The sequence below is a fragment of the Pelatocladus sp. BLCC-F211 genome (genome assembly GCF_041928655.1).
Classification (GTDB): domain Bacteria; phylum Cyanobacteriota; class Cyanobacteriia; order Cyanobacteriales; family Nostocaceae; genus Pelatocladus.
In genome coordinates this window covers 1-17,279 of record NZ_JBHFLM010000222.1, presented here as the reverse complement: position 1 = coordinate 17,279, position 17,279 = coordinate 1, and the positions used below count along the sequence as shown (strand labels likewise).

General features: G+C 42.7%; 12 protein-coding genes. 4 read left to right on the top strand and 8 right to left on the bottom strand.

Features of this window, described 5'->3' with window-relative positions; all coding sequences use genetic code 11:
* Positions 1-192: 192 nt before the first annotated feature.
* The 3 genes from ACE1AT_RS26315 to ACE1AT_RS26305 all read right to left on the bottom strand — a co-directional run bounded on the left by ACE1AT_RS26315 (position 193) and on the right by ACE1AT_RS26305 (position 5,538).
* Positions 193-2,754: a tetratricopeptide repeat protein gene (locus tag ACE1AT_RS26315; RefSeq protein WP_374873780.1), complete on the bottom strand. Its 2,562-nt coding sequence runs from the start codon at positions 2,752-2,754 to the stop codon at positions 193-195.
* Positions 2,755-3,473: 719 nt separating this feature from the next.
* On the bottom strand, positions 3,474-3,941 hold the full coding sequence (locus ACE1AT_RS26310; RefSeq protein WP_374873778.1) for a hypothetical protein: 468 nt from the start codon (positions 3,939-3,941) through the stop codon (positions 3,474-3,476).
* 541 nt (positions 3,942-4,482) lie between these two features.
* Positions 4,483-5,538, bottom strand: a complete 1,056-nt coding sequence (locus ACE1AT_RS26305) for a tetratricopeptide repeat protein (RefSeq protein WP_374873776.1) — start codon at positions 5,536-5,538, stop codon at positions 4,483-4,485.
* Between the two features lie 386 nt (positions 5,539-5,924).
* Here ACE1AT_RS26305 and ACE1AT_RS26300 point away from each other — a divergent pair, with 386 nt between their 5' ends.
* Positions 5,925-6,326 (top strand): metal-sensing transcriptional repressor, encoded by a 402-nt coding sequence (locus ACE1AT_RS26300; RefSeq protein WP_374873774.1) that lies wholly within the window; start codon positions 5,925-5,927, stop codon positions 6,324-6,326.
* A 37-nt stretch (positions 6,327-6,363) separates the two neighbouring features.
* Here the strand turns inward: ACE1AT_RS26300 and crtD are convergent, their stop codons facing one another.
* From crtD to ACE1AT_RS26275, 5 genes are all read right to left on the bottom strand, one after another.
* Positions 6,364-7,872: a C-3',4' desaturase CrtD gene (gene crtD, locus ACE1AT_RS26295; protein ID WP_374873772.1), complete on the bottom strand. Its 1,509-nt coding sequence runs from the start codon at positions 7,870-7,872 to the stop codon at positions 6,364-6,366.
* Positions 7,873-8,031: 159 nt separating this feature from the next.
* On the bottom strand, positions 8,032-8,337 hold the full coding sequence (locus tag ACE1AT_RS26290) for a protealysin inhibitor emfourin (RefSeq protein ID WP_374873770.1): 306 nt from the start codon (positions 8,335-8,337) through the stop codon (positions 8,032-8,034).
* Positions 8,338-8,738: 401 nt separating this feature from the next.
* Positions 8,739-10,031: a hypothetical protein gene (locus tag ACE1AT_RS26285; RefSeq protein WP_374873768.1), complete on the bottom strand. Its 1,293-nt coding sequence runs from the start codon at positions 10,029-10,031 to the stop codon at positions 8,739-8,741.
* Positions 10,032-10,077: 46 nt separating this feature from the next.
* Positions 10,078-11,145, bottom strand: coding sequence for a M4 family metallopeptidase (locus tag ACE1AT_RS26280; RefSeq protein WP_374873766.1), 1,068 nt, complete (start codon positions 11,143-11,145; stop codon positions 10,078-10,080).
* 64 nt (positions 11,146-11,209) lie between these two features.
* The gene (locus tag ACE1AT_RS26275) at positions 11,210-13,129 is read right to left on the bottom strand and encodes a M28 family peptidase (RefSeq protein WP_374873764.1); all 1,920 of its coding nucleotides are present in this window, start codon (positions 13,127-13,129) and stop codon (positions 11,210-11,212) included.
* A gap of 1,062 nt (positions 13,130-14,191) precedes the next feature.
* Here ACE1AT_RS26275 and ACE1AT_RS26270 point away from each other — a divergent pair.
* From ACE1AT_RS26270 to ACE1AT_RS26260, 3 genes are all read left to right on the top strand, one after another.
* Positions 14,192-15,475 carry a M16 family metallopeptidase gene (locus ACE1AT_RS26270; protein ID WP_374873782.1) on the top strand — a complete coding sequence of 428 codons (1,284 nt, stop codon included), beginning with the start codon at positions 14,192-14,194 and terminating at the stop codon, positions 15,473-15,475.
* A gap of 144 nt (positions 15,476-15,619) precedes the next feature.
* A complete protein-coding gene (locus ACE1AT_RS26265) occupies positions 15,620-16,483 on the top strand; it encodes a fructosamine kinase family protein (protein WP_374873762.1) in 864 nt (287 codons plus the stop codon).
* 102 nt (positions 16,484-16,585) lie between these two features.
* Positions 16,586-16,909: a hypothetical protein gene (locus tag ACE1AT_RS26260; RefSeq protein WP_374873760.1), complete on the top strand. Its 324-nt coding sequence runs from the start codon at positions 16,586-16,588 to the stop codon at positions 16,907-16,909.
* The last annotated feature ends 370 nt before the right edge of the window (positions 16,910-17,279 follow it).

Here is a 17,279-nt window from a genome sequence, read left to right as displayed (position 1 = left end):
CTTGCTGTGGTGGCATGTTTGAGGGCTTTTTCCAACTCTTGTTGGCTTTCTGAAATCTCAACTTGAAACGGACGGGTCATGACGCTCACCTTTAGCACGCACCTATTTTTATTTTGGCGCATCTTCACACAGAATTGGTATTAACCGAACCGTATTGCCTAAATCCCCATACCTCTATACCCAAAAAATCCCTTAACCAAACCGACGAAAAATCAAAGTCAACTTTTTAACTAACAACCAGGGTATAAAAATCGGTAAAATTACTATCGTCAACAAAATTCGCCCCCAACCTAAGCAACGCATCCAGAGGGAAACAGAATGACGCTGCTTTTGCAGGTTGCTGAGATTTTCTCGGATTTTCCCTGTCCAAGCATGGTTAACCCCTAGTAAGCGTTCGCACATCACCAAGGCTTCTTTTAACAGAGGTTCGGCTTTGGCATATTGCCCTTGGGAACGGTAGAGTGAAGCTAAATTGTTCAAGCTTGTAGCGACATCGGGATAGTCGCCTTCATACAGCTGCTTTCTCATCGCCAGTGCCTCTTGAAACAGGAGTTCGGCTTCGGTGTATCGCCCTTGGCTATTGTAGAGAGATGCTAAATTGTTCAAGCTTTGGGCTAGGTCGGGATGTTCGCTTGTATACAGGCGCTTTCTCATGGCTAGGGCGGCGATGTAAAGTGGTTCGGCTTCGGTGTGCCGCCCTTGACCGTTGTAGAGTAAAGCTAAATTGTTCAAGCTTTGGGCTAAATCGGAATTGTCGCCTTGATATAGACGTTTCCTGATGGCGAGGGCTTCAGTGTAAAGAGGTTCGGCTTCGGTGTATCGTCCTTGATTTTTGTAAAGACCTGCTAAACTGTTCAAGCTTTGTGCTATATCGGGGTGGTCGTCTTGATACAGGCGCTTTCTCATCGCTAAGGCTTCGATGTAGAGAGGTTCAGCTTCGGTGTACCGCCCTTGGATTTTGTAAAGACTCGCTAAACTGTTCAAGCTTTGGGCTAAGTCGAGATGATCGCCTTCATACAGGCGGTTTCTCATCACTAGGGCTTCGATGTAAAGAGGTTCGGCTTCAGTGTAACGCTTTTGGCTTTTGTAAAGCCTTGCTAATCCGTTTAAGCTTTGGGCTAAGTCGGGATGATCGCCTTCATAGAGGCGCTTTCTCATGGCTAGGGCTTGGGTGTAGAAGGGTTCGGCTTCGGTATATACCCTTTGGGAACGGTAGAATTCTGCTAAACCGTTCAAGCTTGTAGCCAAGTCGGGATGGTCGCCTGAAAACAAAGCCTGACAAACTTGTAGAGATTGCTCATACCAAAATTCTGCTAATTTATATAATCCTTGTCCTTGGTAAAATCTTCCCACCCCCACAAATATCCAGGCGACTTCATCTACACAATTTACAGCCAGAGAATTTGTCTGTTGCTGTGTGGTTTCGCTGATCTCTGCAATTAAACGCCTTCCCAAGTCTTCAAGATGGGGAATGATGTCTCGAAAGAATTTGACATCTTTAAGAGTAAGGGAATCAGGGATAGTTTTGGCAAGGGCGATCGCATGATTGGCAAATATTTTTTCTAGGACAGACTTAACCTCGCCAGATTCCGCTAACTTTTCCTGGAAAAACAACCGCAATAAAGAATGAATCTGATAACATTTGTCTCTATGTTCTAACTGTTGTAGTAAGTTGCGATCGCAAAGTTGTTTTTTGGCGGCGTTCAATTCATCTGCTGACCAAATTAGCTGTTTGTGTTGTTCTTGCTTTGCTTGTTCTGTATATCCTGTTGCTACCCAAACCACGAAATCCCAAACACTCAACTGGGGAGAAAATAAACTCAACAATTTTCCCAGTTGTTGCGCCAAGGGGTCGAGGTCTGACCAAATTAAACCAAAAGCGGCTTTGATTCCCCGTTGTGATGCACTGAGATTTTCTCCTTGATGGAGGGTTGCGTCTGCTAATTTCTGGTCTTGCAACCGCTCAAGCATGATATTTAGAGATAGTTCCGGGTTTTTTGCTAAATAGCCCCCGACTAACTTTATCCCCAAAGGCAAAAATCTCAAAAATTTGCAGATTGCGAAGGCGGTTTCTAGTTCATTGTCAATTCGCTTGTCTGTGTCTCCTAAAAACTTTTGTAAAAGTTCTAATGCTTTTCCTGGTTCTTGTTGGGGTGAGAGAACATTTAAGGAAATTTCTTGCAGAAAACTGGGGTCTAAATACCGTATCCTTGTAGTCACCAGGACTCGAAAACGCAAATCGGTGGGGACAACTTCGCGGAAATTGGTGAGGTCAGTAATATTGTCAAAAATAATTAAGATTGGCGAAGAAGATTCAGGATATTTAGACCAACACCAAGCGACTTGTTCATTGAGACTTAAGAGTTTTTTTCCTTGTTTTTGGGGAATTTCCAAACCAAACTGTAACCGAAAGAATTGCAGAATTTCGGCGGTGAGATTGGTTTGGCTTGCGTCAAACCAAGCTATTCCCCCATAGACATTTTCATATTGTCTGGCGTATTGGGTGACAAATTCGGTTTTACCTACCCCTTCCATCCCCACTACCGCAACATAATTTCCCTGGCGCAATTCTTGATGCACAGTAGCCAGTTCCTGTTCTCGCCCCACAAAATGAACACAACTGGAATAGCGGATAAATTTTGTGGGGAATAACCGTTTTTGTCCCTGATGAATCGGAGTGTCAATGCTAATGTGATCACCAGGAACGGTAAAATCGCCAGTTGTATCAGCGAACTTCCGAAAGTCTTCAGGCATGTATAGAATTTACTGCAAATAAAGTAAAAAATGACTGATTTTCGATGTTTTCTATTGCTGCACCTGGTATCTTAACGATACCAATTTTTGGTGATAATTGTTGCAGGTCGGGGAGTGGGGAAAGTTTTTGTTTGAAGTGGAAAGATTCTTATATCAGGTTCGCTTGATTACTTATAAATCCCAAAGAACCCCTCCCCGACTTCGCCACCCCTCCCCGCTTGCGGGGAGGGGTTAGGGGTGGGGTGCAATGACTGTGGGAAGTATAACTAATTATCCGAACTTGATATGACTTGAAACAGGAAGATTCTTGTTTGAAGTGGGAAAGTTCTTGTTTGGAGTGAGAAAGTTCTTGTTTGGAGTGGAAAGATTCTTGTTTGAAGCGGGAAAATTCTTGTTTGAAGTGAGAAAATTCTTGTTTGGAACAAGAAAATTCTTGTTTGGAGTGAGAAAGTTCTTGTTTGAAGTGAGAAAGTTCTTGTTTGGAATAAGAAAATTCTTGTTTGAAGTGGGAAAGTTCTTGTTTAAAACGAGAAAATTCTTGGAGAGCATCCCAATTTTTTCAATGTACCACTAAGGGTTTAAACCCTTAGCTAATAGCATAAGTCGTCTGAAGACGACTCAAGCAAATCAAGTAGTCTGCTTAAAGCAGACTTGAACTTTTATTCTTTAATTTTCGGTAAATACGGAAAAATTTAGCTATGCGCTTTGGGTAAAAAACCTTAAGAAGGTTGAGGCTGGACTTTGGGAGTTTTTCTAGCAAAGCGTCGTCCCATGTCATCTAAAGCCGCATCTAATCCCGCACCTCTACCATTCGCTTTGGCGTAGTTATACACTAATAATCCGGCTGCGTAAGCTTCACTACCAACTGCAACAAAAGTATCATCTAGTAATTCTTGTAGTTGCGTGATGGATAGCAGAATTGGATACAATGCTTCAAATAGTTCCACATCCCGGCGCATTTCATCCAAATCAAAGGAACGAGGTAAAAAATCGGGATTCTGGGTGGCGACTTCCAATGTTTTACTGACAAATGCACGGCTTTTATCGCCTAACTTTGGTAGCGATTTACGCTCCTCAGTTGTTAAATCCATCAAAAACGGTAACTTGGCTTTGATAGTTGCGATCGCTTGCATGACTTCTTCTCTATCTGCTGCGGAAAGATTGGCACTGATGCGATTAGCGGTCATTTTTATCACTCCTGTGGAAACTAGATTCAGTGTTCCCAAATTCAGACAAGCGATCGCACTGGCTGGGTAATTTATTCAGCCCTGCTTTTCTTGGTGTCTTGGTGTCTTGGTGGTTAAAAAGTCAATTTTTGAACCACCAAGACACTGAGGCACGAAGTTAAAATGCAGGACAAGCAGCTGTTGGTTTAGAACTCCGTTGAACAGTACTAATCGCTGTGGGATCATAACCCTCTTCTGTCACTCTCCGGAATAAGCAAGTAGTAAATAAGCTAAATCATCCAGAAGCATAAAAGGGTTTAAATTGATTCATGGCTGCAATTAAATGATTGAATCCCAGTAACAAGTGTGAATTAGGGAAAATGTTTCAAATAGCTTGAAATTGGTAGGGTGCGTTATGGACGGAACGTCCTAACGCATCGAAAATCTGTAATGGTGCGTTGCGCTGCGCGACAACACACCCTACAAAACTAACGCCAAAACCGCCCCTCCCCGCAAGCGGGGAGGGGTTGGGGGTGGGGTGCAATGACTGTGGAAAGTACAACTAATTCCCCGTTCTCCATTCCCCATTCCCTACACCTAAAGCCGACTGTAACAATTGGCGCAGAGATTGAGCATGTATATGATTAGGAAAGATGGTTAAAAAATCATCCAAGTCACGGATCGCCTCATGAATACACTGCAAACAAGCACCCTGAGATAAAGCATATCGGTATATCTGCTCTGCTGTGGAAGTATAATCAACAGCCAAATAGTACAGAGCTAAATTAAACGTATTGTGCCAGTCTTGAGAATCTTGTTTATAACGCTCTTTAGCAATTTGAACTGCACTAGCTAGGTCTGAACGCGCTTTTTCTGGTTGTTTCAGGGCTTGGTAGGCTAAAGCTCGAACATACAAACACCAATCATGATCAGATTCCAACTCTATAGCTTTGTTAAAATCTGCCAGAGCATCTTTGTATCGTTTGAGCAGCAAGTAAACTTCCCCCCTAGTTACCAACACCCAAGCATAATTAGGGTTAAGTGCGATCGCACAATCAAAATCTTTCAGTGCTTGTTTATACCGCTGCATCAAGCGATAAGTTTCACCCCGCCCAGCTAACGCCCAAGCATTACCGGGGTTGAGTTTAATCGCCTGGTCAAAGTCTTGGAGTGCTTGTTGGTAAATTTGCATTAATTGATAAGTTTGACCCCGACTTGCCAACACCCAATCCAAGTTAGGGTTAATTTTAATTGCATAGTTAAAGTCTTGAAGGGCTTCGTTGTAGCGCTGCATTGAGTAATAAATTTGACCCCGACTTGCTAACGCCCACTCAAAGTTAGGTTTAAGTGCGATCGCCCGGTTAAAATCTTGGAGTGCATCGTCATAACGTTGCATTAACCGATAAGTTTCACCCCGAATTGCGAATGCTTGAATAAAATTGGGGTCAAGTTCAATAGCGCGATCAAAATCCTTGAGAGCATCTTCGTAACGCTGCATAGAGTGATAAATTTGACCACAACGCATCAGTGTAAAAGTATGGTTGGGATTAATTTTCAGAGTACGGCCAAAGTCTAGGAGAGCTTTCTTATGGTTATGACTAATATGATTAACAAGCATTACTGCTTTGCAACTTTAATATAATTTTTCAGTGCTTTTCTTTACTTTAGCTATTTGCCATCATTGCGGAGCATCACAATTCAAAAATACTCCACACCCATAGGTGTAGGTTTTAGGGTGTAATACCAATTTGAAAAAATAATGTGATACCATTTCACGTTAATAGCGATACATATTGAATCTTGTAGAGACGTAGCAATGCTACGTCTCTACACACCTGTATTTGTATCAAGATTTTTGTGAAATGGTATGACAGACCATATTGTAGAGACGCGTAGACGCTCGTAAGAGCGGCTTCAAGGTAAGAGTATCATCGCGTCTTGAAGCAAGGATGTGTTGCTATAAGCTAGGATCTAATGTATTACCAGAATGCCAAATAGTGACCAATGAATGGATCGAAGCGATCGCCTAAATCATCTTTGCCTAGTTTTGAGCAAGATGACGATGTACTTTTAGAAAATACAGACCACGGATCTACAGACGAGACTCACAAACATGAACAGTCGCCTCATCCCCACGTTCACAGTGAAGAGTCTTTGCGAAAATTGGTAAATCGACTGTCGCGCATAGAAGGACATATTCGCGGGATCAAAACCATGGTACAGCAAAATAGCCCTTGTCCTGATGTGTTGTTACAAATTGCCGCAGTTAGAGGTGCGCTGGATAAAGTAGCACGAATAGTTTTAGATGAACATTTAACTGAATGTATCGCTAGAGCCGCAGAAGACGGCAATATTGATGTAGAGATTGAACAACTTAAAGCTGCTTTAGATCGGTTTTTGCCATGAGGGGATTGGGGAGCAGGTCCCCAATCCCCAATCCCCATTAACCATCTATTTGCCTAACAACTGTAAGCGCCGAATAACTCACACCTGCTGTACCTTCGCCCGGATGGGTGGAGTCACCAACTAACCAGAGATGATCTATGGGTGTACGATTGGCAAATCCAAAGGGGCCGAATGTCGGTATTCTTTGACCAATACCACCAACAATACCGCGATCGCGTGCTGTGTAATGAGCAAAGGTACGGGGTGTGGCGGCTTCGATATGAATGATGGTTTCTGGTTTTAAATAAAAATATTGTGCCAAACGAGCGATCGCGTCTTCTGTGAACTTTTGTTTTAATCCTTCGTAATTATCTGTATTCCACCAAGTTTCCGGGTCTACAAACGAAGAAGCAATAATTGTAGCTTTACCTGTAGGCGCACGACCATCACCGGGATGACTGACAGATACAAATAGGGAATTATTTTCGCCAATTGGGCCATTGGCATCATACATAAATTGCAGGTGGGGGGGACAATCAAGAGGAATCGCACTTGCATCCACCCCTAGATACACCACAAATGCACCGGATGCAGGTGGCAGTTTTTCTACCCGCTTTTTATACCCAGATGGAGCTTTTTCACCCAGCAATTTTACTAAATTCTGGACTGTCACATTTGCAACTATATGGTCGGCTGATTCTGTCCAAGTTTCCCCAGTTTTTTGATTGCGAATCACTACAGCCTTAGCTTTACCTTGGGCTACTTTGATTTGTTCAACGGTGTGGCGCATTAATAATTTACCACCATCTCTTTCCAAGACAGAAACTAAGCGATCGCTCAACACCTGCATACTACCTTGGAGATGAAACAATCCTTGTGGTTCCTGAGATACACTCAAGGCTGTTGCAGCGTAAAGTAATGCTGTTTCTTCTGCATCTACCTGAGAATATAGCTTTAGTTGCAAATCCAGAAATGTCCGTAAGCGGCGATCGTCTGCCAATTTATAAGCACGTAACGCATCCCCGACCGTAAATAACGTATAAGGTACTGTAATTAAAGTACCAGGACGGACTGCCTTAGTCAGCTGCAACAAATCCCAAATGTTACGCGGTGGAAGTACTGGATCACGCCCTTGAAATTTCCAGCTAGCTTTAAATAGTGCTGCAATTAACTGCCAAAAAGGTTCACTATCAGGAAACTGGCGCTGGCGTTCTTCTTGCCATTTTTGGCGATCGCGCCAAACATTAATGGGTGTATTTTCTCCAGGTAAAAACACCGCACAAGCAGGATCACAAGGTATTGCTGGGGGGAGATCAATTTCTAATTCAGAGAAAATCCGCTGATGAATTCCTCCAGGTTCCAAACCTGCAACTTGAGTTGCACCCACATCAAAAGTAAAGCCTTTGCGTTTAAATGTAGAAGCACAACCACCAGGCACTAAGGCTTGATCTAAGATGAGGACACTATAACCTCGACGCGCCAGTAAAGCTCCAGCAGTAAGTCCGCCAATTCCTGCACCAATCACAATTACACGGGATTTGATTTTGCCAACACGATGACCTGGCATTGATCACAATAAATATTTCTTAACAATTCTAATTTTAATTTAACTCAAATTACTACAAAAATTGGGCATGGAGAGAATTTGACCAAAAAGACGCAAAGACACGAAGAAGGGTTGCGCTCCGTATCCCCGTGTCCCCGTGTTCTCTTCAAGCTTTTGCAATCACTTTGAGAGTGGTTTAGCACAATCTTGCAGATACTCAAGCAGTGGTTCCGCGCTTTCCGGTAGGCTCAGATCATCAAATGATACTGTGCGTATGGCATCATCCTCACTCGTTTCAATCGTAATGTTGTAATTGAATAAATCGCGAGCGTGCGGCGCGTGTCTACTTTCAGCTTGCAAAATACCACTTTGTTCCACCAAGGACTGTAACTTAGCAGCTTCGTCGCTGGGGAGCGAGTCTGTATCCAGTTCGCAACCCCTTCTCAAACCTGCGTATCCTCCTGATTGAGAAAACTTAACTTTCATGGTTGAGTAAACCTCACTAATTGGCAGATAAGTAAGGGAAAAAAGAAGGATAAAAGATACAAAATATAAAGATAAATACTTCATACTTTACACCTCATACTTCATACTTCACACTCACTACTTTGTTATTGCCATCCCCTGAAAGAAACAGCCTGCTTGAAAAAAAGAATGCGACAGATAAGCCAACAGAATTCTTATGCACAAAGAATTTCCCAATCTAAAATCCATAGACGCGTAAGCCAATACTGCTCGGATAAGACAAATCGATTGACATTTAAAACCTGTAGAGACGTTGCAGTGCAACGTCTCTACATGCCCAAAATTACGACGACAAATTCCTAACCGAGCAGTATTGACGCGTAAGCAGCTTCCCGCAGGGTAATCTAAAATCCAAAATGGTATTAGTTACCCTTTTTGCCGTTTAAGTTAGGAATTGTTGGTCGATATTGTGGGTGCTGCATTGTACCGCAAGAGCAACGGCGACTCGGATACATACCAAAATGTGATAAATCAATAGGAGCGGCAAAGGCTTTTGCTCCTAAAACTTCCCGAAATTCAAAGTGTTTCTGCACAAACTTAGCACAATCTTCCTCGCCATCTGCTTTGGCAATTGCAATCATGGCATTGGCAACATCTGCAAAGGTAGCATTAGTATTTGGTGCCTGAATAATCGCACGTAGCACGAGTCCAGCCATGTATTTGCCAGTTTGGTAAAGGACTTCGGCGCTATCTCGTACACGCGGATCTCTGCGTGAAGTGAACAAATCTGCCAAAATGTCGAAAACTCCGCCGGTAAATACCTGGGACAGATCATGCACTTCAGGAGTAACCTCACTGAGTTTCAGATCATTATCCGCATTTCGCAACCCATTGGTCATTTTAAAAGCCAATCCAAATTCTTCTGCCAAGGCGGCTACTACATTCTTTTGATGTAAATCCGCCTTTGTTTCAGCCACAATATACTCAACCAAATCCATTTGAGACAGAATCAGGAAGATGGAAGTCAAATCCCCGAATGATTCATGCAGCGCTCCTGTTTGTGCTGGCGCATTCCACAAGATCCATTCTGGTTTGAGTGAATCTAGCACTGCGTGTCCGGTTTCATGAGCGACAACATCTAAGGAACGGCAGGTAAAAACTTTCAATGTTAACCCTGAGTTTCGAGGAGGGGTGAAATAGAAAAATTTTAAAGCTTTTTCATCACGGTCATAATAGGCATTTTCTGTCTCTCCCGCATGGGGATAAACATTGATTACTTGCTCGTTGCCATTTGTATTCCACTGCCAATCCAGCTTTTTGTTCAAAACTCGCTGGAACATTGTCAGCACTTGGCGAACAATAGTATAAGTATGTACCGCGTCGAAAGCTTCCATGTTTGCAGCAGGATCTAATAGAAAATCCCGATTTAGATCCGCAGCCACAGAAGCAATACCCTGGATAGCAATTTGGGAATCGCTAGGGCCGTCATTGACTTGAGTGTGAATGTAAACAGTTCTTGGTAGTTCCAATCCTTTAACGGAAGGGTCTTGCTTCCAAATTCGCATCCGCGAGCCTAACACCGGCGGATCTACTTCTGGGGGCAATTCCAGCATTTTTTCGGCAACAGCACGCCCAAATCCCTTTTGAGCAACGAGCTTATGGAACTCTTCTACAGGTTTGGATGCAGATGATTTAGTTTCTGATTTAGTTGTCATGATCATTCTCTTTCAAATATGGTTAATTTGGCTTTAAATTACTTCCTTAAACTGAAATACCGACACCATCCCATCCCTTTTTCACTGCTTGTTGTTCTAAGGAGCCACTACCAAACATCGCACCTGCAACTTGATGGGTCATAGATGCAGCTTCTTGGAAATTACTAGTCTGATTAAGATTTTTCAGTGTTTGATACCAAATTGGCCCGACTTTCTCCCATGCGTATCCACCTTGTTCCATCGCTACTAGATAGAAAGCATGATTGGGAATACCAGAGTTGATATGCACACCACGACGATCCTCATTGCCTGTGTATTTGTCCTTCATGTGTTTCGGTTGCGGATCGGTTCCTAATTTTGGGTCGTTGTCATAAGCTTTTTGGGCCTTGAAGGTGCGAATGCTCTTGGCTTGGATGTTTGGTGCCATAATAGCATCACCCATGAGCCAGTCGGCTTGGGTAACATCCTGCTTGAGATACCACTGCTTGACTAAGGCACTCATCGCGTCAGCAAAGTGTTCATTTAATGCGCCTGACTCATCCCAGTAGTCCAGATTACTTGTAAATTGGACTACTCCATGTGTTAACTCGTGGGCAACTACGTCCAAGGCTTTTGTAAATCTGGTAAAGATGATTTCATCTCCATCCCCGTAAATCATCTGTTCGCCATTCCAAAAAGCATTATTTGTGTTCCTGCCAAAATGCACGCTAGAAATAAGTGACATTCCTTGGTCATCTAAGGAGTTGCGGTTGAATATTTCGTTGTAGAAATCGTAAGTAACTCCAGCGTAGTCGTATGCCTCATTTACAGCCTCATCTTGTACTGGGGGATCGCCCTCTGAACGGACAAGTTTGCCTGGTAGCATTCGATCCCATCTCCAATGATTTATATCGTAGACAAGACGGTCTTTTGTCCTTGCTGGTGATGGTATTGCTGCCATCATTGGCATTTTGGCAAGTGTCTCCCGCAGGCTACGAGCGGAAACTGAGTGTTTGATGGTATCAATAGCCATACGCCGAATTTCCGGGTCATCTGACTCTGCTAGGTGATCTATGATGTGAGGGGGAACGAAGCAATGTAAGGGATTGTGACAATTATGATGATGACAAGACATGATTTTACTCCTGAGTGTTTGTAATTTGGTTATGTGAATTCACACAGATGCACAGAAGTTGATGTTACAAATTTGCAGTTACCCAGGCGGCTGCGGCGATCGCACGGGCAATGTCAGTCGCATATTCCGGATCAACAAAGGTATCAGTTTTCATGTGATAGTTGGGATTTGCCTCAGCAGCAGGTGAATCTAGTAGCGGGCCTGCAAAGAAATCCTCTGAAACCACACAGGCGGCGTATCCCCGCTCATGAAAACTAGCATGATCGCTTCTGCCTTCTGCTGGATCTCTGTCTCTATCCAGCCAGCCTTTACTGGTGTAAATTTGCAATGGCTGAAGTGCTGGAGATATCTGTTTTGTTACCCGTTCTAGGCGTTGCGCGAGCAGCAAAGACCTGTTCTGCACGTCTTTGTTAGGCAAATAACCGACATGAACCTCAAAAGAACGTGGCGGATTGACATTGTAGCCAATCATGTCCATCTGGTAAACAGCAACGATGGGAGCTGCGATCGCCGCCTGTCCTCTAGCATAAGCTTTACTGCCAATCAAACCATGTTCTTCGGCGTTAAACAGTACAAATCGGATAGAATGCTTTGGTGGTTTGATGGTAGCTAATTTCTTGATCACACCCGCTATTGCTAAAACAGCAGCAACACCACTGGCGTCATCATCCCTACCAGGAGCAATATCTGTTTGCGGATCGAAATGGTCGCTAAAGGCTGCTGTGGAATCCAAGTGTGCGGTAATTAGGACAAATTCATCGGACTCTGCACCGCGCAGTTCTGCCTCGACATTATGTAGAAGCCGCCCCTCATGAATGAATGGGTACAACCTGACAGTAAAACTATCACCACCTATCCCCATGAAATCCCTTGCAAGTGCTTCCGTCACCACCGCATTATCAGGATTTTGAATATGCCGACTCTTGATTGTGATTTGACTTGCGGCGTCTAGTGGTTTCATCCCACTATAACGGTCAAGGTAGCTAGTAATTACTTGAGGAGTAATTTCGCCAAGCTTTTCCAATTCTTCAGGGGTTAAAGATGGCTCTTGTTGAGGTATTTCGAGAAATTTTGCAGTTCTTTGGTTTTTGCCCTCTCCAAATGGCTCTAGCAAGCTCAAATCAGGCATGAGCTTGAGATTGTGTCCGTGATAGGCTTCCTCAAAGTGATATTCCTCTACTGATCGCCCCGCAGGTAAAGCAACATACAGTCCTTCACTTGATGAAGATAATACCCATTGGGATTCTTGATCTTTGGTAAAGAAGTGAGTGGAATGTCCTTGTGCAGCCAGAAAACCAGTGCGAGTTTGTCTATCGTCTCGCAGAAGATATAATTCTGAGGTCAAAGGCTGATCTTCAAAGCCAAGGCGATCAACCTCAAATCCCAAATCATCAAGTTTTGCAGCAGTTTCTGTGGAGGCGATCGCATAAACTTTGCTTCCTTGTGAGCCTGTCACATACAATGGCACCACGGGCAGCGTTCTCATTACTGGCCGCCATGCTTGTTCACTCTGCTCCCTGGGAACGGTAACGCGCATATATCTTAAATGGCTGCCATTCAGAACTTCCAAAACTAAACACGGATGCGGAGCTACTCGCCAACCTGCTTGGATTGCATAACTGCGCTCCTGACTATCCTCTCCGACAAATAGACATTGCTGCGGATTATTAGCATGACCTGCTTGACGTGCTGCACGCTCAAATATTTCCGGGGAGTCTTTTGCACCATAGATGAGTAGATTAGGGTCGAAAAAGTCATAGATTTGGCATTCTTGCAGCACTCTCTTCACGTTTTCGGGTGTATCATCGCCGATATTCGATATAATCCCGATGCGAAGGTTGCGCTCCTGCAACTGACGCAACACATCTGGTACATAAGGGTAAACATCTAAACCTTCAATACGATAGGGAAAAGGTGAAATTCTCGGAGTTCCAAGAGTCTCACCAATATCGAAAAAAATCACAGGCTGCATGGTTTCACTCATGATTTAACCTTGCAAAACTTATATATTGACCAAATAAATATTGTGTGATTTACATGCTTTGCTAAACAAAAAGTCTAGAGAGATATCCTTCTGAATGTTTTATTGCTGTAAGTAAAATCAACTTTTAGCAGTTATTTGTTTAAACCTCGTCCATCTTGAAACCTGGAGTTTTTCAAAAAGGACATTATGTAGGTTGGGTAGAACGGAGTGTAACCCAACATTAACGAGACTATAATGTTGGGTTTCGCTGTCGCTACACCCAACCTACAAAACTTCGTGCGTCTATGGATTACGGAATGATTCCCAGGATTTCTCCGCTTTTTTGTACCCTCATACCAATTCTTCGTGAAGCTGCATAGAATTTTACCCCTCCCCTAACCCCTCCCCGCTTGCTGGGAGGGGTTAGGGGAGGGGTGGGGTCTTTGTATGCGTCTTCATATTAAATTGGTATCAAGGAATAATTTGTTAAATTGCGACAACTAAACAGGAGACAGAAAAAACTTTTATGATTCTGCCTTCTATGTTATTTCTGAACTTTCCAGACGGAATACTTAAGTTTGAGATAGTTTATAAAGTGAATCTTACATTTCCGCTTCATTGATTCTAAGCTTGCCTAGTTTTAGTGAGTTTTTAGTAATGCAAGCGCGAACATGTTATTAACTTATGTCTTTAGTGCGTTTCAAAACAACATATTTAGACATTGCGTTCTACCAAATTAACGCAACCTAGAAAATTTAAAATTCTCTTTATAAACCAGATTTGAAAGCAAGCATTGATGCATCTTCAATAGTTATAACAAATTAATTTCTAGATTCATAGTACTTCAAAAAAATTAATATAATAACTATTGGAGTTTTTCTATTCAGATTCCAATGGGCATTATGAACCTAACAGCAATTTGATGTACTTACAGAACTCTTATGCACAAAGAGTTTCCAAATCCAAAATCCAAAATTGTATAACCCAAGATTTTTAAAGAAAACTGAGAAAGCTATCAAACAAGCTCAACGACAAATTGACGTCCTATGTAAGATAGAAGTAATGGCTCACTTACAACAACCCATGACCTCGACCCTGCTAAAATTTCCTCGTCTAAATGCTCCCACACTACACCAGTTGCCTAATAATGGTTTAACAATCATAGCGGAGCAAATGCCGATAGATGCGGTTAACCTGAATTTGTGGATTAACGTTGGTTCAGCCATAGAAACAGATGCAATTAACGGCATGGCTCACTTTTTAGAGCATATGATTTTTAAGGGAACTGAGCAACTCATAAGCGGTGAATTTGAACGTAGAATTGAAGAGCGGGGTGCTGTTACCAATGCTGCTACCAGCCAGGATTATACTCATTACTATATAACTACTGCTCCTCAAGATTTTGCTGCTCTGGCGCCTCTGCAAATTGATGTAGTCACTAATGCAAGTATCCCTGATGATGCCTTTGAACGGGAAAGGTTGGTAGTCTTAGAAGAAATTCGGCGTTCCGAAGATAATCCCCGTCGCCGTACCTTCAGAAGGACGATGGAAATGGCTTTTGCACAATTACCCTATCGGCGGCCAGTATTAGGCCCAGAAGCAGTCATCTCTCAACTCAAAGCCCAACAAATGCGAGATTTTCACGCTACTTGGTATCAACCCCAGTCAATTACTGCTGTTGCTGTGGGTAATTTACCAGTAGAAGAATTAATCGCAACTATTGCCGAAGGCTTTACAAAAACTAATAATCAACAATTAACTACCAACAAACAACTACCAACACTTGCTCCCGAAGCACCATTTACTGAAATTGTCCGACACGAATTTACTGATCAAAGCTTACAGCAAGCACGAATAGTAATGGTTTGGCGAGTTCCAGGTTTAGATAAACTTGATGAAACTTACGCTTTGGATATTTTAGCAGCAATTTTAGGACATGGACGGACATCAAGATTAGTCCGAGATTTACGCGAAGAACGGGGACTGGCTTCTCACATCTCTGTGAGTAACATGAGTCATCAGTTGCAAGGGACATTTTATATTTCTGCCCACTGTCCAGTCGAAAATTTAAAGTTAGTAGAAGAAGCGATCGCCCAACACATCAGAACCTTACAAACCGAGTTAGTGCAAGAATCAGAAATTAACCGCGTACACAAACGAGTAGCCAATAGATTTATTTTTAGCAACGAAACACCGAGCGATCGCGCACGTTTATATGGTTATTATCAAACACTAATAGGTGATTTAGAGCCAGCTTTTGATTATCCCAGCCATATCCAAGCACAGGATGCAACACACTTAATTCAAGCTGCCCAAAAGTATCTTAACCCCGATGCTTACGGTGTAGTAGTAATGAAACCAATTTAGTTGTTTGTCATTGGTCATTGGTGTTTATTCTCTCCCTTGTCCACGCCACGTGCTACAACGCGGGGGACCCGCGCAACGCAGTGGCTCCCCTTGTCCCCCTTCCCTTGTCTCCCTTCCCCTGTCCCCTTCCAATTTTCCGAAATCATGTGGACTGATATCGACACCCATATTACTCAAATCACTGGTGAAAAATTCCACTCTGCACACCGACGTTCTGTTGGTGGTGGGTGCATAAATCAAGGTTACGTTGTATCTGATGACAAGCTTACCTACTTTGTAAAGCTAAATCAAGCCTCCCAAGCTTCCATGTTTGAAGCGGAAGCGCTGGGTTTAGAACAAATGTACAATACAGGTACTATCCGCGTTCCCAAACCAATCTGTTATGGAACAGCAGGTAATTCTTGTTACTTGGTTTTAGAGTGGCTGGAAATGGGTTCAGGTAATACCAAAACCTGGCAAGAGATGGGGCGTAAGTTAGCGGCGATGCACAAAGTGACGAGTCAGAATGGTTTTGGCTGGGATATAAATAATACCATTGGTTCTACACCCCAAATTAATACGTGGACATCCAACTGGGTGGAATTCTTTGGTAAGCATCGCCTGGGTTATCAGTTTCAATTAGCAAGGCGACGGGGTGGTAGATTTCCGCAAGCTGAAGAGTTACTTACAGCTATTCCTGAAATTTTAGCAGATTATCATCCGCAATCTTCCTTAGTACATGGTGATTTGTGGGGGGGTAATGCTGGATGTACTGTCAAAGGCGAACCAGTAATTTTTGATCCAGCAACTTATTTTGGGGATAGAGAAGTAGACATCGCCATGACTGAACTTTTTGGAGGTTTTCCGGCGGCGTTTTATCAGGGTTATGACGAGGTGTTTCCCCTAGAATCAGGATATGAACGACGGAAGAGTTTGTATAACTTGTATCACATTGTCAATCATTTTAATTTGTTTGGGGGTGGATATGAGTCTCAAGCTAACAGCATGATTACACGGGTTTTGCGATGAATACTTTGTTATTGATTGTTGTAGAGATGTGCTATTTAGAATGTCTCTAAATACAATAATTTAATAGTTGTTATACCACTGAGTTGTAAAATGGATTTTTCTATGAATGATGCTATACCCCCTCAAAATGTTATCAATTGTTTCCAGACTATCTTAAATGCTATTGCAGCAGGAGATTACGAGCTTTTTACGACTGTGGGTGATTCAGGCTACAAAGAAGGCATAACTAAGCAAATGTTTGAGAGTGTTAGTGAACAGCTTGCTCCACGCATGAAAGAAGGTTATTCGATAACTTATTTGTGTCGTCTCAAACAGAGTCAATATCAAGTTTATTTGTGGAAGCTAAGTTTTGAAGATGGCGGAGACGAATTTGTAGGACGTATGGTAATGAATGCAGACAAAGTCGCAGGAATTTTGATTACCTAATTCTCGAACCCCTACCCCAAAAAATTTTTATATTTTCTGAAAAACTAACTCATGGGTAGTTTTTTTGGATGAGTACAGTTATTAATTAACATCAATCAATACATTTTTTGTTAATGAGATAATCTAAATAATTCATAACTATGTCTGGGGTTATTTAATCGCTCAAACATCATATTTTTTTTAGAGACGCGAGGAACATCGTGTCTCTACAGTAAAAATAAAATGTAGGGTTTGACACTCTGCGCTCTGAAGAGACGCAGATTCTCGCATCAGATTCAGCAACAGCCGAATCCAAATGGGCATTGTCAAGATGCCTCTAGACGCTCAGACCTGCTACCGATGCGATACAGGCGTTGCGCTTACTTATTCA